The organism is Pedococcus sp. P3_C7, from assembly GCF_056402615.1.
The window spans coordinates 111,552-129,883 of record NZ_JBFUHC010000004.1 but is presented as its reverse complement, the minus strand read 5'-3'; the positions used below and the strand labels follow the sequence as shown (position 1 = coordinate 129,883).

Sequence of the window (18,332 nt, the reverse complement as noted above, 5' to 3'; positions counted from 1 at the left end):
TTGCCGCGAGGTCGTCACCAGACGCCCGAAACCGGGGCTTCGTGACCACCAGGTGGCAACAAGTCGGAAGGACGCGGGCGGGAAAGCGGCCGGTCAGGTCGAGAAGTCGTCGCCGGCCTCGAGCCGCAGCCGGATCAGCTCGGACAACGCGATCGACTCGCCGTCGCGAGCGCCTTCGCCCACCTGCAGGGGCGGGTCGCTCGGGTCGATCTCGACGCCGCGGAACCGGGCCAGCGGTCGTGGGGGTACCAGCAGCACGTAGTAGCGGCCGTCGGAGTCGACGGCGACCGAGCGGTCCCGCCGGAGGTACCAGCCACGCACCCCTGTGCTGTAGCGGCGGGGACCGCGCCAGGTGCGCGCCGACAGCTCAGTGGTGGCCAGGCCCCGGTCGCGGGCGGTGCGGACGAACTCGTCGAGCAGCACCTGCGCCTTCGCCGACTCACGGGCCCGCCGCTCCTTCTGCATGCGCACGTGGTAGTCGGCGCGCTCACCAGCGTCGTTGCCCTTGCCCACGTCGGCTCCCTCGCCGGCGTCGGCTCCCTCGCCGGCGGCTGTCGGCCCGTTCACGTCGGTCGCTCCAGGCTCGCGGCGGCGTCGTCGGCCTCGTCGGCGTGCGTGCTCTTGGGGCTGACCGTCCAGGCCGCCCAGCCGAGGGCCCCCAACGGGATCTCCATGAGGTGAGTGAAGCACGAGAACAGCACGACGCCAGCGAGGGCGTCGGCCGGATTCGCGCCCCAGGCCACCAGGGCCGCGACGGTGCCGCTCTCGGTGATCCCGAGCCCCCCGGGGGTCAACCCGACGGCGGTGAGCAGCCGGCCGATGGCATAGGCGGCGAAGAGCTGCCCATAGAAGAGGTCGACCCGCGTCGTGTGCATGCAGACGAGGAACAGCAGGTAGTACACCCCGAAGAAGCCGACGAGCCCCAGCGTCATGCTGAGCCACCCGGTGCGCACCACGTCGTTGATCCGCAGGCGCAGGTCGATGACGAGCGACCGCACGCTCATGCTGCGCCGTCGCCAGAGCCGGCCGATGACCTTGTCGATGCCCTGGCCGATCGCGATCGCGGCCCGCTCGGACACGAGGATCGACACGAAGACCGCGAGGATCACCCCACCGGTCAGCGCACCGGCGACAGCCGCGTCGCCGAGCGCCGGTGGGACGTCGGAGTCGCGTCCGGCGAACAACGCGAAGATCGCGATGAGGGGCAGTGCCACGCGGGACAGGACGTTCCAGACGCCGGTGACGATGGCGGAGGTCGAGATGTCGCGCCGCGAGAAGCCCCACGACCGGCAGATCGTGTAGGTCGCCGCCAGACCGGCCGCCCCTCCGCCCGGCAGCAGGTTGCCGACGGAGGAACCTGCGACGTTGACGATGAGCGCCTGCCAGTGCTTCAGGCCGGGCAGCGAACCCGTGAGGGTGAAGGTGTAGCAGTAGAGCCCCACCACGACCCCCGCAAGCAGCAGCGCGAAGGTCGTCGGCGGCACGTGAGACAGGACCGCCCACACGTCGGACCAGTTGGTCTTGGCCAGGCGGGGCAGGACGTAGACCAGCAGCACGGCCGCCAGTGCCAGGCCGACCCCGGCCTGCACGACCGTGCGAACCCGCGACCGCGACCTGCGCGGCTGTGCCGGCTCACGGTCGGCCACCTCGCGTGCGTCGGCCGCGTCACCCGCGGGCTCAACCCTCTCGCTCGTCACCCCAACCCCTCGAAGACGTCGTGCGACACCGGCAGCCCCGCCGGTCGGGCCGGGTCGATGAACCACTCGCGTCCGAAGACCAGGTCGTACACCGGCCGCGGGATCCGCAGGAACGCAGCGAGCGTGCGATCTGCCCCACCGTCCGCGCTCGACTGGGAGGCGTGCGCGCGCATCGAAGCCCGCTTCGCCGCGGCATACCGGCGCACGTCGATGCGGTGCGTGATCGCGGACCTGGCGCTGAACGCGCGGCTGAACGCCGCCAGGTCGAAGTCCGGGGGGAACGGGTAGACCTTGGCCGCGAGGCGGACGGCGCGCGCGATCGTGTCGCGCGGGACCGTCGCCTCGAGCACCCGCGGCGTGCCGGCGAGGTATGCCGCCCGCTGGCCGACCTCGTGGACGCGGACGTGGTCGCGGTGTCCGTAGCCGCCGTTGCGGTCGTAGGTGGTCAGCACCGAGGCGTCCTCGTCGCGGAGGATCTCGGCCAGCCGGGCGGCGGCCTCCTCGAGCGGTGCCTGGATGAACCGGACTCGCTCGGGCGGGTCGGGCAGCAGCTCGGGTCCCATGCCGCTGTCGGCGTAGCCGAGGTAGACGACGCGGGCGACCCCGAGCGCGGACGCCGACCGGCGCAGCTCCTCAAGGCGTCGCGCGGCCAACCCCCCGTCGGCGACGTAGGCGTCCGCAGCCAGGCCGAGGGCGCCGTCGGTGGCCACCACGACGACCACCCGGTGGCCCTCTGCCGCTGCCCGCGCCAACGTCCCCGAGGTGAGGAGGGCCTCGTCGTCGGGGTGGGCGTGGAAGGCCACCAGGGTGTGCTTCCGGGTGTGGGTCATCACGGGCCATCCTGACGCATGGCAGGCTCAGGTCCGTGAAGGTGGCCCTGCTGACCGACTGTTACCTGCCCAGGCTGGGTGGGATCGAGGTCCAGACGCACGACCTCGCGGCCCAGCTGCGGTCCCGCGGACACGAGGTCGAGGTCTTCACCGCCACGGTCGGGGAGCGCGGCGAGCGGCACGGTTTCATCGAGGACGTCGACGGCGTGCCTGTCCACCGGATGGCGGTCCGCCTCCCGTGGGAGCTGCCCGTCAACCCGTTCGCGCCACCGGAGGTACGGCGACGGCTTCAGGCGGGTGGGTTCGACGTGGCCCACGTCCACATGGGGGTGGTGAGCCCGTTCGCCACGGATCTGGCGGGGGTCGCGCTGGGGCTGGGGATGCCCACCGCGATCACCTGGCACTGCCTGATGGAGCGCTCGCAACCCCTCTTTCGCGCCCTCGGCCACGCTCGGCGATGGGGCGCCAAGGGGGCAGCCCTGTCCGCGGTCTCCGGTGTCGCGGCGGCCTCCGTGCAAGCCGTGGTCGGTCGGGGCACCGAGGTGCGCGTCTTTCCCAACGGCATCGACACCAGCGTGTGGCGGCCGCCGCCGCGCCCGGCCCGCGCGGCTGACGCTCCGGTCGAGGTCGTGGCGGCGATGCGGTTCGCGGCGCGCAAGCGCCCGCTTGCTGTCCTCGAGGTCGCAGCCAGGGCGAAGGAGCTCGTCTCCACCTCGGGCGGCTCCGGACCACGGATGCGCCTCACGCTCTTCGGGGAGGGGCCGGAGCGACGGCGGCTGGAACGGTTCGCCGCCCACCACGACATGACCGACTGGGTGTCCATGCCCGGCCGCGTGGGTCGGGATGAGCTCCGGGATCGCTACTGGGACAGCGACATCTACCTGACTCCCGCCCGCCTGGAGGCCTTCGGCATCGCCGCCCTCGAGGCGCGTACCGCCGGGCTTCCCGTCGTCGCGCGGCAGGACACCGGGGTGGGCGACTTCGTCGTCGACGGTGTCAACGGACTCCTCGGACCCGATGACGACGCCCTCGCCCGCGGACTGGCGCGGCTGCTCAGCGACCCCGAGTTGCGCCAGGGCATCACCGAGACCAACCGCACCGTCGCGCCCGCGCAGGACTGGCCCTCGGTCGCCGCGCTCGCCGAGGCCGAGTACCGGCGGGCCGGTGCCTCGTGACCGAGACCCCCACGCCGAGCCAGGGGCCCCCGTTCAGCAGTGAACGGGTGATGGTCCGGGCCAACGCCGCCGGAGGTCGCGTGGTGGCCGAGTTCGTCCTGGGGCACGGTGCGGACCCGGTCCGTGAGCTGGCTCGCCTCGGGTGGTCACGTCCCCTGCTGCGTGACGCCGAGCGCGACGCGGACGGCGCTCTCCTCTTCACCTACACCGTGACCGCCGCCTCAGCCGTGGCGAGCGTCGCCAGCCCGGTGCCCACCGACCCGGGGCTCGTGCTCGAGCCGGGGGAGGAGGCGCGCCCGTACCAGCGCGCCGCGGCCTACGGCGTGGTCACGAGCGAGCGCGGCGTCCTGCTCACCGAGCTGTCCGCCCTCACCTCCGCGCCCGGGCGGTGGACCCTGCCCGGCGGGGGGCTCGACCCGGGCGAGGCCCCTGTGGCCGCCCTGCACCGCGAGGTCTGGGAGGAGAGTGGCCAGGAGGTGGAAGCCGTTCGCCTGCTCGAGGCGCACACCTCGCACTGGATCGGCCGGGCGCCCAGCGGGCGCCTGGAGGACTTCCACGCCGTGCGGATCGTGTATGCCGCGTGGTGCCCTCAGCCGACCGACCCCGTCGTCCACGACGTGGGGGGTTCGACCGAGGCGGTGCGCTGGGTGCGGCGCGACGAGCTCGAGCACTACTACCTGAGCCGCTCGTTCGCGCCGCACATGAAGCGCTGGCTTGCCGGCTAGGCCTGCGTCACTGCGACTTGCGTCGTGAGCTGAGCAGCCCGGCGAGCCCGAACAGCACGAGCAGGGCACCGGCCGCCACGATCCCGAGTGGGCCGATGTCGCCCCAGTCGACGCTCAGACTCCCGACCTCCTGGGCCAGCACGATGCTCGCCACGGCCAGGCAGACCAGTCCCAGCACGATGGCAGGGGCGTGCGGGCCGCTGGGGCGTTCCGGGATGGCGGGGGGCCAGCCGGCATCGTCGGCGGCCACCCGGGCGTCGGTGGGCTCGGCCCACACTGGCGCTTCGTCGACCTCGATGGCGCGGGTCGCGTCCGTGGTGTCGAGCTGCTCGGTCCGCTCGGTCGTCCGGGTCACGTCGGCCTGGGTCGGGTCGCTCGGGGTCGGGTCGGACTGGGTCGTGGGGGTCTGCACTGCCTGCTCCACCTGTGTCGTCTCGTCCTGGGGTGCTTCGGGGTTGGTCATCGCGGTCACTCCTTGCCGATCAGGATCTGGCCCAGGCCGACGTGCGCGGTCACCACGACGTCGGGACTTCCCGTGCCGAACGTCTCCACGGTGCTGATGTTGCGGCCGTCGCCGTTGTCCAGCGGGACAGGGTCGCCATTGGTGCCGAGGTCAGGGCTGTCGACGCGGGAGATGTCCCCGGCGGCGACCGAGCTGCGGACCTCGACCGTGAGGTTCGAGGGGATGTAGATCCTCAGCTCGCCGATGCCCACGCGGGCCTCGATCTCCCGAGCCGTGCCGGGGTTGTCCTGGGCGCGGGCGAGGTCGAGCTCCGCCGACCCGATGCCCAGCCGGTAGGAGGACGTGGTGTCGCTGGTCGAGGGACGCCACGTGCGCTCGCCGACACCTCCGCCCAACGTCACGTCGGGCACGACCGACGCGGTCCACGTGACGAGGGCGAGCACGATGGCCAGGAAGCCGGTGAGACCAGCCCGTCGGCCCAGCAGGCCGAGCACCAGCGTGCCGAGGCCGAGGACACCGAGGGCGGCAGCCATGGCCACCGTCTCGTCGCTGCCGGCCCAGTGGGCCGCCCGGTGGATCGACAGCGTCGCACCGTAGGCCGCGACGGCCAGGCCGCCGATGAGCAGCACCGAGACGAAGCCACCGCTGCGTCGACGCGGCACCTTGGGGGGACGTGGTGGCTGCGGAGCGGCCGGGGTGGGTGGAGCGAAGTAGGTGCCGCCCGGAGGCGTGTCCGCGGGCGCGGGGGCGTAGGTGGTCGGTGGCACGGCGGCATACTCCTGGGTCTCTGGGGTGAAGGTCGCGGGCGAGGCGCTCGCGGTGGCCACGGTCGCGGTGGCGGTGGTCTGCGGGTACCCGCCCTCGGCGCCCCACGTCCCGGTGGCCGCGTGGGGAGCCTCGCCGTAGGGAGCCGGCGCGTAGGGACTCGGCGCGTAGGGGGCCTGGCCGGAGGGAGCCGGTGCATAGGGGTTCGGCCCGTACGGCGTCTGCGAGCGGGCCTTGCCGTCGCGGTTGCGGGTCACCAGCCAGACGACGAGACCGATGGGAACCACGACCCACCAGATCCACCCGACGCCGGGGGTGTCGCCGGCAAGACCGGTACCGCCGACCAGGGACAGGCCGATGATGACGAGCAGGATGATCCCGAGCACGTCACCGTCGCGCAGCGCCTTCTCGGCGACGATCTCGTCGCGGTTGTTGGGCAGGAAGGCCCAGGCGATGAGGTAGATGGTGATGCCGACGCCACCGAGGATCACCAGGAGCACCAGGGCTGCCCGGATGACGATGGGGTCCACACCGAGGCGCGTGGCGATGCCGGAGCACACGCCGGCCAGCCACTTGTCGTCGGCGTCCCGGCGAAGGTCCACGGAGCGGATCCAGCCGAAGAACCGGTCGAGGCCGGTCGCGTGGGTGGGGTTCGTCGGGCCGGCGGTCGGCCCAGGGGTCTGCGTCATGTCATCAATGGTGTCCGTGCGACGGGGGCCCTGCCATGAGGGTCGACCCTGAACTGACCCTGAAGCAGCGTCCGCGCACCCTGAATCTGCTCGGCATCCACCGGTTCGTGCGTCAGGATGAGGACATGCCGACTCCCTACGAGCGGCCCGTCCCCCCAGCGGAGGCAAGGGCCGCAGAGCGCCGTGCCGCTCGCCCGACCCTCACGCGACCCGTCGAGGGCAAGGTGATCGGCGGCGTCGCGGTCGGTCTGGCCCAGCACCTGGGCTGGCCGGTTCGGTGGATCCGGCTGGGGTTCGTGCTGATCTCGATCCCCACCGGAGCCGGGCTGGTGGCCTACATCTTCCTGTGGGCGCTCACGCCACAGTCCCGGGGTGGCATGGTCCGGGCCGGTCGTCGCGCGGTCGACCCGGCTGATGCGGCAGCGGTCGCGGCAGCCGGCCGCACCCAGCCCGATCCGGTGACGGGCACCATCGAGCGGGACGCGACCCGCGTGCTTCTCGTGGGTGGGCTGTTGCTCGGCATCGGCCTCGTCGTCGTGGCCCAGAACGCCGGTCTCAACGCGCGCCTCGGCATTCTCGTCCCCCTCCTGGTCGTGGCCGCCGGTGCGGTTCTCGCCTGGTCCCAGCTCGACGACTCCCAGCGCGGGCGCTGGCTCGGATCCGAAACGGGGACAAGGCGATTCAGCGTTGCGCGCCTCGCGTTCGGTGGGGTGCTGGCCCTCACCGGCCTGGTCATCATGGCTACGCGCGGCCGGTCCCTCGCAGCGATCTGGGACATCGGCGCAGCGGTCCTGGCGGTCCTGGCCGGTGTGGCCCTGATCTCCGCCCCCTGGGCCCTTCGTTTCTGGTCGGACCTGCGCCACGAGCAGGCCGAGCTCGCCCGCGCGACCGAACGCGCCGACATCGCGGCCCACCTCCACGACTCGGTGCTGCAGACCTTGGCGCTCATCCAGCGCAAGGCCGGCGACGCCGGCGCAGTGACCCAGCTCGCCCGTGCCCAGGAGCGCGAGCTCCGCTCGTGGCTGTATGCCGGCCCCTCCGACTCCGATGCCAGCCTTGCCACCGCGGTGGTCGAGGCCGCCCACGAGGTCGAGGACCTGCACGGCACGCCCATCGAGGTGGTGTCGACCGGGGACCGGCCGCTGGACGACGGCGGGCAGGCCCTCGTCCGTGCTGTGCGCGAGTCCCTGCACAACGCGGTCCGCCACGGGGCCCCGCCCGTCTCGCTCTACCTCGAGGTCGGACCCTCGGGGGTGGAGGCCTTCGTGCGCGACCACGGGCCGGGGTTCGAGGTCAGCGAGATCCCCGAGGACCGGCTCGGTGTCCGTCAGTCGATCCTCGGGCGGATGGAGCGGCACGGAGGTGCCGCGAGGGTCCGCCGCCTCGAGCAGGGCACCGAGGTCAGCCTCACCCTGCCTGCGGCCCAGCGACACCCACAGCCCCAGTCCGACCCAGATAATCCGCAACCCGTCTCGGAGGAGACCCGTGAACACGCCTGAGAAGAAGCCGGTCGAGGTCGTCCTCGTCGACGACCACCGCATGTTCCGCTCGGGAGTCCGTGCCGAGCTCGGCACCACGGTCTCCATCGTGGGCGAGGCGCCCGACGTGGACTCCGCCATCGCGGTGATCCGCCAGACCAAGCCGCCCGTCGTCCTGCTCGACGTGCACCTGCCGGGCGGCAACGGCAACGGTGGCATCGACGTGCTGCACGGCTGCAAGGGGCTGGAGACCGCGGACGGCCAGCCGGTGCGGTTCCTCGCCTTGTCGGTCTCGGATGCCGCCGAGGACGTCATCGCGGTGATCCGCGCAGGGGCGCGCGGCTACGTCACCAAGACGATCAGTGCCACCGACCTGACCCGGGCGATCCAGCGCGTGGCCGACGGCGACGCCGTGTTCTCTCCGCGGCTGGCCGGCTTCGTGCTCGACGCGTTCGGTGCGGCGGCCGGCGAGGTGGCTCAGGTCGACGAGGAGCTCGACCGGCTCTCGGCCCGCGAGCGCGAGGTCATGCGACTCATCGCGCGCGGATACCAGTACAAGGAGGTCGCCAAGGAGCTGTTCATCTCGGTGAAAACCGTTGAGACGCATGTCTCCTCGGTGCTGCGCAAGCTCCAGCTGTCGTCACGTCACGAGCTGACCGCCTGGGCCATGGGCCGTCGCCTGCTCTGAACGAGGGCGTGGGTCGCGCAGGCGATCCGCACGGCTTGGTGGTCAACCCTGCGGGCTAGGGTGAGGCCATGGACTTCGTCTACAACCTCGTCGTGGTGCTCCACCTCCTGGGCATGGCAGCGCTGGTCGGCGGCTGGGCCGCCTTCGCGCGCAAGGGGCTCGACACCGTCGAGCTGATGTCGATCGGCGCCCGCGCCCAGGTCCTGACCGGTCTGGTCCTGGTCGGCATGGCCGAGGCGATCTCCTCGCTCGACAAGGACCTCAACCACCCCAAGATCGGGGTCAAGCTGGTCGTCGCGATCGCGGCCGCCGCATGCATCGAGATCGCCCGCGGTCGCGCCAAGCGTGGCGCTCCCCTCAACCGTGGACTCGTGATGGCGTCGGGCGCCCTGGGCGTGCTCAACGTCGCGGTCGCAGCGCTCTGGAACTGAGCCGGGCGCCTTCGAGCGTGCCGACCGGTCAGCGGGGGGCGCGCTGACCGGTCATCCTTCGCGCGAGGTGTCCGCCGTCGCTCCCGGCGAGGAGTCCTCCACACCGCCCCCGGTGCCGGCGGCCCTGGCACTCGGACCGCCGCGTCCGGTGGTCCGTGGGTCGATGTAGCCACCCTCGGGCGGCACCATCTCGGCCCGGACCCCGAGGAGCCTGATGGGGCGGTCGTCCGCCAGGGCCGCGAGGAGGGCCAGCGCGGTGGAGGCGATGACGTCGACGTCGAAGGTGGGCTCGGTCAGCTTGCGGACCCGGTTGGTCGTGAAGAACGGCGCGAACCGCACCTTGAGGAAGACGCGCTGGCAGGCCCTGCCCTCGCGACGGATGTCCTCGACCACCTGCTCGGCCAACGCCCGGATCGCGACCTCGACCTGCTGGGGCTCGACGAGGTTGGCCTGGTAGGTCGTCTCGCGTCCGTGGGCCCGGGCGATCCACGGGGTGTCGTCGACGGTCGCGGAGCTCACCCCGCGCCCGAGCCGGCCGTAGTGCGGGCCCATGGTCGGCCCGAACTCGGCCGCCAGGGTCGCCTCGTCGGCCTCGGCGAGGTCGCGCACCGTCTGGTAGCCGTGGGACGCCAGCCGCTGCGAGATCCTGGAACCCACGCCCCACAAGGCGATCGTCGGACGGTCGCCCATGACCTCGAACCAGTTGTCGCGGGTCAGCTCGAAGACCCCCCGGGGCTTTCCGAAGTCGGTGGCGATCTTGGCCCGCACCTTCGTGTCGCCGATGCCGACCGAGCAGTGCAGGTCGGTGGCCTCGAGCACGGCGGCGCGGATCGCCTGCGCATAGGCCAGGGGGTCGTCGGTCGTCACCCCCACGAAGGCCTCGTCCCAGCCGAGCACCTCCACGACCGCACCCGGCATACCCCTGAGCACCTCCATGACCCGCGCGGACGCCTCCTCGTAGACCGGGAAGTCGACGGGCAGGAGCACCGCCTCGGGACACCGGCGCACGGCGACCTTCAACGGCATGCCTGACCGGACCCCGAACTCACGCGCCTCGTAGGAGGCTGTCGACACCACGGCCCGCTCGGTGGGATCGCCGCGACCGCCGACGATCAGCGGCACACCGGCCAGCTCGGGGTGCCGCAGGATCTCGACCGCTGCGAGGAACTGGTCGAGGTCGACGTGCAGCACCCACGGCACGGCGTCAGCGGCGGGAGCCATGGGCCCATCCTGCCGTGCTCCGGTGTCAGGTCAGGGGACCAGCAGCAGCTTGCCGGTCGTCCGGCGGGCTTCGAGGTCGTCGTAGGCGGTCGCCGCGTCGGTGAGCGGGTAGCGTCCGCCGATCTCGATCGCCAGCCGTCCGGCTGCGATGTCGCCGAGCACCGAGGTGCCGCGTTCGAGCAGCTCCTCGCGGGTGGCGGTGTAGCTGCCCAGGGTCGGGCGGGTCAGGAACAGCGAGCCCAGGGCGTTGAGCCGCTGGATGTCGAAGGGCGGCACCTGCCCACTGGCACCACCGAAGAGGACCATCAGCCCACGGGGGCGCAGCGACGCCAGCGAGGCGTCGAACGTCGCCTTGCCGACTCCGTCGTAGGCGACGTGGACTCCGTTGCCACCATTGGCCGCTCGCACTTCCGCGGCGAGGTCCTCGGACTCCCGGTAGTTGATCACCGTCTCCGCCCCCAGGCCGCGAGCGATCTCGAGCTTGTCGGGCGACCCGGCGGTCGCGATCACCCGACCGCCCTTGGCGGTCACCATCTGCACGAGCAGCTGCCCCACGCCGCCCGCAGCCGCGTGCACGAGGGCCACGGTCCCCGGCCCCACGGCATACGTCGAGTTGACGAGGTAGTGCGCGGTCATGCCCTGGAGCATCGCCGCGGCCGCCACGTCCAGCTCGACCCCGTCGGGCACGGGCACGAGTGAGTCGGCGGCCCGGTTGACCACGGAGCCGGCCGCACCGAGGCCGGCGCCCCAGGCGACGCGGTCGCCGACCGCGACGTCGTCAACCCCTGGCCCCACCACCGTGACGGTGCCGGACCCCTCGGAGCACGAGACGAACGGGGTGGAGAGGGGATAGACGCCCTGTCGCTGGTAGACGTCGATGAAGTTGACCCCGACCGCCGCGACCTCGACCTGCACCTCGCCCTGACCGGGCGGTGCCACCTCTGTCTCCTGGACCTCCAGGACCGAGGAGTCACCGTTGCGGGGGACGACGAGGGCGCGCGACATGGCCATGCCCAACACCATAGGCGTCGAGGTCAGGTGGCGATCCAGTAGCGCCGCTTGCCGCGCAGCTCGCCCTCGAACTCGCCCCCGTTGGCCTCGATGGTCCGCGCCGATGCCACGTTGTCGAGGTCGCACGTCACCAGCAGCCTCGGTATGCCGCGTGCCGCCGCCCGCGGCACGACCTGTCGCAGCGCGTCGCTGGCGAAACCGCGGCGGCGGGCGCTCGGGCGCACCGAGTAGCCGACGTGACCGCCGACGGTCGCCAGCAGGGGGTGGTCGATGTGGTGCCGCAACGAGATCGACCCCACGAACTCGTCGGCGAGTTCGGGGTCCTCCAGCCACCAGTAGGTCGCCGTGGTCCAGCGGGGTGGCCGGACGCTCGTCGGCTCGGCGTCGCCAACCCGGTTGGCCACCAGCCGGGCGAACTCGGCCGGGTCCTCCAGGCCCTCCCGTGTGAACACGACGCCCGGGAAGTCGCCCTCGGCAGGCCAGTTGAGCACCCCGTCGTGAGCCGACTCCCCGTTGGCGCGGAACTCGTCCGCCGCAGCGAGGAACGAATGGCGGAACCGCAGGTGGGGCACCGCGAGCAGCACCATCAGGGCACCGGTCGCAGCCTGGCGATCGCCGCGTCGAGCATCGCCTCGGTGAGCTTGCCCGTGAAGGTGTTCTGCTGGCTCACGTGGTAGCTCCCGACGAGCCGGACCGGCCGCCCGTCGGGGGACACCAGCACTGTCTCCGCCCCGTGCCCGAACTGCGGCTTGGGGCGTGGCACGTCCCAGCCGAGTCGTCGGGCACTGCCGAGCGTCGCGTCCCAGGCGATCGAGCCCAGTGCGAGCATCGACCGCAACCCCGGCGCGGCGAGCTCGAGGTCGCGGTCCAGCCAGTGCGCGCAGGCGGCCCGCTCCGTCGTGGTGGGCTTGTTGGCCGGCGGAGCGCACCGCACCGCTGCGATGATGCGTATGCCGTGCAGCACCAGCCCGTCACCGCTCGCCCACGACTGCGGCTGGCTGGCGTACCCGGCGCGGTGCAACGCGGCATACAGCCAGTCGCCCGACCGGTCGCCGGTGAACATCCGTCCCGTGCGGTTGGTGCCGTTGGCAGCGGGAGCCAGCCCCACGACCAGCACCTGGGCAGCTGGGTCGCCGAAGCCCGGCCCCGGTCTGCCCCAATAGGGCTGGTCCGCGAAGGAGGCCCGGCGGCCTTGTGTCGCAACGGTTTCACGCCACTCGACGAGTCGCGGACACGCGCGACAGACCGAGATCCGGGCATCGAGCTCGGCCACATCGGGTGAGGTGCAGGCGAGTGCGTCGGTCTGGGACGCGTTGCGGGCCACAGGGGTGGCGGCCGACGCCGGGTCGCCCGGCCAGCCGCTGCCCGGCGGCACCGGCGACTCGAACCGCTCACCCGTGACCGGGTGGGGGTCGACGTTCACAGCTCGATCCAGTAGCGGCGGGTGCCGTTGCGCGAGTCCTCGTAGACGCCGCCGTTCGCCTCGATGGCTCGTCTCGAGGCCTCGTTGTCCTCCAGGCAGGTCACCAGCACCCGGTCGAGACCGAGCTCGTCGCGCGCGATGGGCAGGGCCAGGCGCAGTGCCTCACGCGCATGGCCACGCTGGCGGGCTGTCGGCCGGACGCTGTAGCCGATGTGACCGCCCTCGCGCAGGAGGTAGTCGGTCAGCTCGTGGCGCAGCGCGAGCGATCCGACGTACCAGTCGGTGTCGTCGACGATCCAGCGGAAGGTGCAGGCGGTCCAGCCGGACCTCCGCGGTGCGTCCTCGTCGGCGGCCCGCCGTCGCTGCGCCACGAAACGCGCGAACTCGGCGGGGTCCTCCAGGCCTTCACGGGTGAACTGGTAACCCTCGTATCCCGCTTCGGCGGGCTGGGCCAGGTCGCCATCACCGTCGCGCTGCTCCCCGGACACCGTGAACTCGTCGGTCGCGGCCAGGTAGGAGTCCTGGTACCGGACATCCGGGACGACGAGACGGGTCACGATCTCGAGCCTATGAGGTCAGAGCCCCAGGTGGACGCGCAGCGCGTCGTCGAGCTCGCGCAGCTGTGCCGCCGGCACGATGCCGACCCTGCGCGAGAGCCGGCGTGCGTCGATCGACCGAACCTGCTCGGCCTGGGCCTTGGAGTTGTGCCGCAGTCCGGTGCCTGCGCGCGGCAGATAGGTCTGGAAGGCGTAGACCGTCTTGACGTTGCTGGTGACGGGCACCACCGTCACCACACCCTGGCCCAGTCGCTCGGCTGCGGTGTTGGCGCCGTTGTTGCTCACGACCACGACGGGGCGAGCCTTGTCGGCTTCGCCTCCGATGACGGGCTCGAGGTCGGCCAGCCAGATCTCACCCCGCCGCATCGATGCCGTCTCCGGTCGTGGACTCCCACGCCTCGGCCTCGCCGGAGTCGCGCCAATCCGCCCAGGCCGCCTCGTAGGCCGCCTCCAGACGCGACGAACGCAGCGAGCTCACCGCCTGGTGCAGGGCGGCAGAACGCGACTCAGCGCTGGCCTCGAGCACCAGCGCGTCGAGGAACTCGATGTCCTCCTCGGGCAGGCTCACACTGACCTTCATGCCCGGATGCTACCGCAGTGCTACCCCGGGTAACACTGTGGTCGTACCTGCGGTAGTCCTGTCGCTGGGGACACGTAGGCTGGGTGCAACATGAGCACGCTCTTCGACGACCTCTTCCCTGCCAACGGGCACGGCCCTTTCAACGAACAGGGCCCTGCCGACCCGCCGGCCCCCGGCACGCGCCCGACGGCTGCGGCTGCCCGGGCGACCGCGGTCGACGACCGCGGCGTCCCGACGTGGGCCCAAGCCGCCGCCGAGGGGCGCGGCCCTGACGAGGCGAGCAGCCGGCACACCGATCCTGAGACGCTGCTCGAGGGACTCAACCCGCAGCAGCGCGCGGCCGTCCTGCACGAGGGCGGTCCGCTGCTCATCGTCGCCGGCGCGGGCTCGGGCAAGACGCGCGTGCTCACCAACCGCATCGCCTACCTGCTGGCGGCCCGGGGCGTGCAGCCGGGGCAGGTTCTGGCCATCACCTTCACCAACAAGGCCGCGGCCGAGATGCGCGAGCGGGTCGCGTCCCTGGTCGGGCCGCGCGCCAAGGCGATGTGGGTCATGACCTTCCACTCGGCCTGCGTGCGGATCCTGCGCCGCGAGGCTGCGAAGGTCGGGCTCAAGACGACCTTCTCCATCTACGATGCCGCCGACAGCCAGCGCCTCATGGCGATGGTGATGCGCGACCTCGACCTCGACCCCAAGCGCTACCCGCCCCGGTCGTTCAGCCACCAGGTCTCCAACCTCAAGAACGAGCTGGTCGACGAGGAGACGTTCGCCTCGCAGGTGGTCGAGGGGACCCACCAGGAGCGGATGCTCGCCGAGGCCTACACCGGCTACCAGCGGAGGTTGCGCCAGGCCAACGCGCTCGACTTCGACGACCTCATCATGACGACCGTCAACATCCTCCAGGCCTTCCCCGACGTGGCCGAGCACTACCGTCGCCGGTTCCGTCACGTCCTGGTCGACGAGTACCAGGACACCAACCACGCCCAGTACCAGCTCGTCCGCGAGCTCGTGGGTGGCGCCGCAGGCAGCGCAGGTATGCCGGTCGGCGACGGGCCGTCCGTCGGCCCCGCCGAGCTCGTCGTGGTCGGTGACGCCGACCAGTCGATCTATGCGTTCAGGGGCGCGACGATCCGCAACATCGTGGAGTTCGAGGAGGACTACCCGAACGCGCGGACCATCCTGCTCGAGCAGAACTACCGGTCGACCCAGACGATCCTGCAGGCCGCCAACTCGGTCATCGCCAGGAACCCCGAGCGCCGCAAGAAGAACCTCTGGACCGACAGCGGCAACGGCGCGGCCATCATCGGCTACGTCGGCGACAACGAGCACGACGAGGCGGCCTTCGTCGCGAAGACGATCGACGAGCTCGGCGACTCTGCCGGGGTCAAGCCCAAGGACGTCGCGGTGTTCTATCGGACCAACGCCCAGTCGCGAGCGCTCGAAGAGGTCTTCGTGCGAGTTGGCTTGCCCTACAAGGTCGTGGGCGGCACACGGTTCTACGAGCGGCGTGAGGTCAAGGACGCGCTCGCCTATCTGAGGGTCATCTCCAACCCGACGGACACCGTCAACCTGCGGCGCATCCTCAACGTGCCCAAGCGGGGGATCGGCGACCGGGCCGAGGCCTGCGTCGCGGCCCTCGCCGAGCGCGAGCGGATCCCGTTCATCGCGGCCCTCGGCCGTCCCGAGGACGCTCCGGGCATCGCGACCCGCTCGGTCGCCGCGATCAAGGGCTTCACCGGGCTGCTCGAGCAGCTCGGCACCATCCACGCCGACGACGAGCAGGGTGTGGGGGCGCTCCTGGAGGCCGTCATCGAGAAGTCCGGCTACCTCGCCGAGCTGCGCGCCAGCCACGACCCGCAGGACGAGACCCGGGTCGAGAACCTCGCCGAGCTCGTCGCCGTCGCGCAGGAGTTCGACGAGACCCGCGCCGAGACCGGCGAGGTCGCCAGCCTCGAGGACTTCCTCGAGCAGGTCTCGCTGGTCGCCGATGCCGACGAGATCCCGGACGGCGAAGAGGCCGAGGACCTCGGGGTCGTCACGCTCATGACGCTGCACACCGCCAAGGGCCTGGAGTTCCCCGTCGTCTTCCTCACCGGCCTCGAGGACGGCACGTTCCCGCACCTGCGGGCGCTCGGCGACCCCAAGGAGCTCGAGGAGGAGCGCCGGCTGGCGTACGTCGGCATCACCCGCGCCCGCGAGCGGCTGCACCTGTCGCGGGCGGCCGTGCGATCGGCGTGGGGGGCTCCGCAGTACAACCCGGCCAGCCGGTTCCTCGACGAGATCCCGCCCGACCTCGTCGAGTGGCAGCGGGCCGAGGCAGCCACCACCTCGCGTCGACCGGGCACGCCCGCCGTCGCGACCCTGGCCCAGCGCCCCGGCGTCCGCTCTCCGGGCAACCGCCCGCTGATCTCGCTGCACTCGGGCGACAAGGTCACCCACGACAGCTACGGCATGGGCACGGTCGTCAAGACCGAGGGTGAGGGTGACAAGACGCAGGCGCACGTCGACTTCGGCGGCGACACCGGCGTCAAGCGGTTCCTGCTGCGCTACGCCCCACTCGAAAAGCTCTGACCGAGGAGGCAGCCGCTCCGCGCTGTCGCGGCGCTGACGCGGCGCTCAGGCGTCGCTCTCGCACTGCGCTGACGCGGCATACACGAAAGGCGCCCCGGAGGGCGCCTCGTGCGGTGCTGCGGGACTGCTACTGCAGGCCGTGGTCGTGCAACCAGGGGGCGGGGTCGATGGCCGCACCGCCGTCGGGGTGGATCTCGAGGTGCAGGTGGGGGCCGGTGGAGTGGCCGGTGTTGCCCGACAGTCCCACGACGTCGCCGGGGGCGACCTTGTCGCCGACGCTGGTCTCGATCTGGCTCAGGTGGCCGAAGACCGACACGGTGCCGTCCCAGTACTCGATCTCGATCTTGTTGCCGTAGCCACCCTCCCAGCCCGCGAAGGTGACGGTGCCGGTGGACATGGCCTTCAGCGGGGTCCCGACCGGGGTGCCGAAGTCGTCGCCGGCGTGCAGTCGGCCCCAGCGCCAGCCGTAGCCGGACGTGAAGACCGCGCCGTTGATGGGCATGACCCACTTCTCGCGGTTCTTGCGGTCGGCCTCGGCCTTGCGGAGGGCCGCGGCGGCGGCAGTCCGCTTGGCGACGGCCTTGCGCTCGGCGGTGCGGGCGATCCGCTGCGCCTCGAGCACGCGGGCCTGGACGGCCGTGACCTGCACCTCGCGCTGCTGGGCGGCCTCGACACGGTTGAACTTGGCGGCGGCCTGGTCCTGGGTCCGGGCCTTGGCAGCACCGTTCAGGTCGAAGTAGGCCGGGGCGGACTCGGCGACGGTTGCACCGGTCGCGGTCACGACGAGGGCGGCAGCGGCTGCCCCCGGCAGCAGGTACCCACTCTTGGCGAAACGGGGTCCCCGACGAGGCGCGCGGTGGCGACCTGGGGCGCGGTGGCGGCCCGAGTAGGAATCTGAACTCACGAAGCGATGACCTTGCGTGCGGGGGGACACGGAGTGACAGAGGGTAGCGTGATCAGTTCGTTATCCAAAATCTTTCCCCAGAAATCCGCCACATATGTCCTAAATGTTCGCCCTCAGGAGCCACGCCGTCGCAGCTCGGTGACGCCAGGGGTGAGGGTGTGCCCCTCGGAGTCCAGGTGCGCCAGCGTGCTCGAGATGCCGTGGACGACGCTCCCGATGATGGGCAGCGACATGTGGCCGACGCCGTGCAGGTCGATGTTGCGGGCCTGCAGGTCGGGGTGGGTCAGGGCGGCGTTGCGCTGCGGGAAGACCATCTGGTCGAGGTCGGACCAGTACACGACGAACCTCGTGCGGCAGTCGGGCACCGGCTGGTCCAGCTCGCGCATCAACCCGCTTCCCGGGCGCAGCTGACGGGTCAGCTGGTTGTGCCATCCGTATGCCGTGTAGGTGCCCTGGTGGGGCGTTCCCAGCGTCACGAGCGTGTGGACGCGCTCGTCGCCGCCCAGCCGGGTGACGTAGTAGCGGGCGATCAGGCCGCCCATCGAGTGGCCGACGACGTGGATCCGCTCGTAGCCGGTCTCGGCCACGAGGGCCTCGACCTCCTCGGCGAGCTGGGCAGCGGCCACGCGCACGTCCGCGGTGAAGGGGGAGTAGTTCATGCTCGTCACGCGGCCGAAGCCCCGTCGACGCAGGCCGAGCCTGAGCAGGGTGAAGATCGACCGGTTGTCCACCATGCCGTGCACGAGCAGGATCGGCGTGCCTGCCGCCTCGACGTCGGAGATGAGCAGGCCGCGCTGGATGGGGGGCAGGTGCTCGACCCCGAAACCGAGCTGGCTGTCGCGTCCGTGTCGGCCCACGAGGCCCCACGGATAGAGCGCCAGGTGGGTCGTCACCCAGACCGCCTCGACCGCGGCACCCAGGGCTCCGGTGGGAGTGGCCAGGGCCCTCGCTGCGCCCCCGACGACGTCGTCGGCCGCCGCGGCGGCGGCCCGGACGCCACGCGTCGCCCGGGTGAGGAGGCCGGGGCGCACCGTCTGCGCCGACGTGCGCCGCTGTGCTGCGGCGGGTCGGTGAGGGCGCGGGAGGCTCTGCGACATATCTAGCTGAACGTAGCGGTTGGAGGG

Annotated in this window: 20 protein-coding genes; 6 read left to right on the top strand and 14 right to left on the bottom strand. The window is 71.8% G+C overall.

The features are described from left to right. Positions 1-93: 93 nt before the first annotated feature. From AC1DS4_RS06595 to AC1DS4_RS06585, 3 genes are read right to left on the bottom strand one after another with little or no spacing between them, the layout of a single operon-like run. Positions 94-567 carry a hypothetical protein gene (locus tag AC1DS4_RS06595; protein WP_477633567.1) on the bottom strand — a complete coding sequence of 158 codons (474 nt, stop codon included), beginning with the start codon at positions 565-567 and terminating at the stop codon, positions 94-96. Beyond that, positions 564-1,697, bottom strand: coding sequence for a lysylphosphatidylglycerol synthase transmembrane domain-containing protein (locus AC1DS4_RS06590; protein WP_477614796.1), 1,134 nt, complete (start codon positions 1,695-1,697; stop codon positions 564-566). Before AC1DS4_RS06590 ends, AC1DS4_RS06595 begins: the two co-directional genes overlap by 4 nt. Further along, positions 1,694-2,527, bottom strand: coding sequence for a PIG-L deacetylase family protein (locus AC1DS4_RS06585; protein ID WP_477614797.1), 834 nt, complete (start codon positions 2,525-2,527; stop codon positions 1,694-1,696). Before AC1DS4_RS06585 ends, AC1DS4_RS06590 begins: the two co-directional genes overlap by 4 nt. A 35-nt stretch (positions 2,528-2,562) precedes the next feature. On the opposite strand from AC1DS4_RS06585, the gene AC1DS4_RS06580 reads away from it, so the two are divergent. Continuing rightward, the gene (locus AC1DS4_RS06580) at positions 2,563-3,702 is read left to right on the top strand and encodes a glycosyltransferase family 4 protein (protein ID WP_477614798.1); all 1,140 of its coding nucleotides are present in this window, start codon (positions 2,563-2,565) and stop codon (positions 3,700-3,702) included. Continuing rightward, complete coding sequence (locus AC1DS4_RS06575) at positions 3,699-4,427, top strand: NUDIX hydrolase (protein ID WP_477633568.1); 729 nt, start codon at positions 3,699-3,701, stop codon at positions 4,425-4,427. Before AC1DS4_RS06580 ends, AC1DS4_RS06575 begins: the two co-directional genes overlap by 4 nt. Positions 4,428-4,434: 7 nt before the next feature. Here AC1DS4_RS06575 and AC1DS4_RS06570 read toward each other — a convergent pair whose 3' ends face one another. Both AC1DS4_RS06570 and AC1DS4_RS06565 read right to left on the bottom strand, forming a co-directional pair. Further along, complete coding sequence (locus tag AC1DS4_RS06570) at positions 4,435-4,890, bottom strand: hypothetical protein (protein WP_477614800.1); 456 nt, start codon at positions 4,888-4,890, stop codon at positions 4,435-4,437. 5 nt (positions 4,891-4,895) lie between these two features. After that, on the bottom strand, positions 4,896-6,344 hold the full coding sequence (locus AC1DS4_RS06565; protein ID WP_477614801.1) for a PspC domain-containing protein: 1,449 nt from the start codon (positions 6,342-6,344) through the stop codon (positions 4,896-4,898). Between the two features lie 125 nt (positions 6,345-6,469). On the opposite strand from AC1DS4_RS06565, the gene AC1DS4_RS06560 reads away from it, so the two are divergent. The 3 genes from AC1DS4_RS06560 to AC1DS4_RS06550 all read left to right on the top strand — a co-directional run bounded on the left by AC1DS4_RS06560 (position 6,470) and on the right by AC1DS4_RS06550 (position 8,941). Beyond that, complete coding sequence (locus tag AC1DS4_RS06560; protein ID WP_477614802.1) at positions 6,470-7,843, top strand: ATP-binding protein; 1,374 nt, start codon at positions 6,470-6,472, stop codon at positions 7,841-7,843. Beyond that, on the top strand, positions 7,830-8,510 hold the full coding sequence (locus AC1DS4_RS06555) for a LuxR C-terminal-related transcriptional regulator (protein ID WP_477614803.1): 681 nt from the start codon (positions 7,830-7,832) through the stop codon (positions 8,508-8,510). The genes AC1DS4_RS06560 and AC1DS4_RS06555 overlap by 14 nt, the downstream gene beginning before the upstream one ends. Before the next feature lie 68 nt (positions 8,511-8,578). Then, positions 8,579-8,941 carry a hypothetical protein gene (locus AC1DS4_RS06550; RefSeq protein ID WP_477614804.1) on the top strand — a complete coding sequence of 121 codons (363 nt, stop codon included), beginning with the start codon at positions 8,579-8,581 and terminating at the stop codon, positions 8,939-8,941. A gap of 51 nt (positions 8,942-8,992) precedes the next feature. On the opposite strand, the gene AC1DS4_RS06545 is transcribed toward AC1DS4_RS06550, so the two are convergent. The 7 genes from AC1DS4_RS06545 to AC1DS4_RS06515 are packed head-to-tail and all read right to left on the bottom strand — an operon-like array spanning position 8,993 to position 13,733. Then, on the bottom strand, positions 8,993-10,162 hold the full coding sequence (locus AC1DS4_RS06545; RefSeq protein ID WP_477614805.1) for a DNA polymerase IV: 1,170 nt from the start codon (positions 10,160-10,162) through the stop codon (positions 8,993-8,995). Positions 10,163-10,192: 30 nt separating this feature from the next. After that, entirely contained in the window at positions 10,193-11,173 is a 981-nt protein-coding gene (locus AC1DS4_RS06540; RefSeq protein ID WP_477614806.1) for a quinone oxidoreductase family protein, read from the bottom strand. A 23-nt stretch (positions 11,174-11,196) separates the two neighbouring features. Beyond that, on the bottom strand, positions 11,197-11,760 hold the full coding sequence (locus AC1DS4_RS06535) for a GNAT family N-acetyltransferase (RefSeq protein ID WP_477614807.1): 564 nt from the start codon (positions 11,758-11,760) through the stop codon (positions 11,197-11,199). Beyond that, positions 11,760-12,596 (bottom strand): uracil-DNA glycosylase, encoded by an 837-nt coding sequence (locus AC1DS4_RS06530; RefSeq protein ID WP_477614808.1) that lies wholly within the window; start codon positions 12,594-12,596, stop codon positions 11,760-11,762. The genes AC1DS4_RS06535 and AC1DS4_RS06530 overlap by 1 nt, the downstream gene beginning before the upstream one ends. Continuing rightward, complete coding sequence (locus tag AC1DS4_RS06525) at positions 12,593-13,153, bottom strand: GNAT family N-acetyltransferase (protein WP_477624924.1); 561 nt, start codon at positions 13,151-13,153, stop codon at positions 12,593-12,595. Before AC1DS4_RS06525 ends, AC1DS4_RS06530 begins: the two co-directional genes overlap by 4 nt. Before the next feature lie 18 nt (positions 13,154-13,171). Continuing rightward, positions 13,172-13,519: a type II toxin-antitoxin system PemK/MazF family toxin gene (locus AC1DS4_RS06520; RefSeq protein ID WP_477614810.1), complete on the bottom strand. Its 348-nt coding sequence runs from the start codon at positions 13,517-13,519 to the stop codon at positions 13,172-13,174. After that, positions 13,506-13,733, bottom strand: coding sequence for a ribbon-helix-helix domain-containing protein (locus tag AC1DS4_RS06515; protein WP_477614811.1), 228 nt, complete (start codon positions 13,731-13,733; stop codon positions 13,506-13,508). The genes AC1DS4_RS06520 and AC1DS4_RS06515 overlap by 14 nt, the downstream gene beginning before the upstream one ends. 90 nt (positions 13,734-13,823) lie before the next feature. Here AC1DS4_RS06515 and pcrA point away from each other — a divergent pair, with 90 nt between their 5' ends. Further along, positions 13,824-16,304, top strand: a complete 2,481-nt coding sequence (gene pcrA, locus AC1DS4_RS06510) for a DNA helicase PcrA (protein ID WP_477614812.1) — start codon at positions 13,824-13,826, stop codon at positions 16,302-16,304. Positions 16,305-16,431: 127 nt separating this feature from the next. Here pcrA and AC1DS4_RS06505 read toward each other — a convergent pair whose 3' ends face one another. After that, complete coding sequence (locus AC1DS4_RS06505; RefSeq protein WP_477614813.1) at positions 16,432-17,208, bottom strand: M23 family metallopeptidase; 777 nt, start codon at positions 17,206-17,208, stop codon at positions 16,432-16,434. Between the two features lie 113 nt (positions 17,209-17,321). Further along, on the bottom strand, positions 17,322-18,305 hold the full coding sequence (locus AC1DS4_RS06500; protein WP_477646009.1) for a lipase family alpha/beta hydrolase: 984 nt from the start codon (positions 18,303-18,305) through the stop codon (positions 17,322-17,324). Between the last annotated feature and the right edge of the window lie 27 nt (positions 18,306-18,332).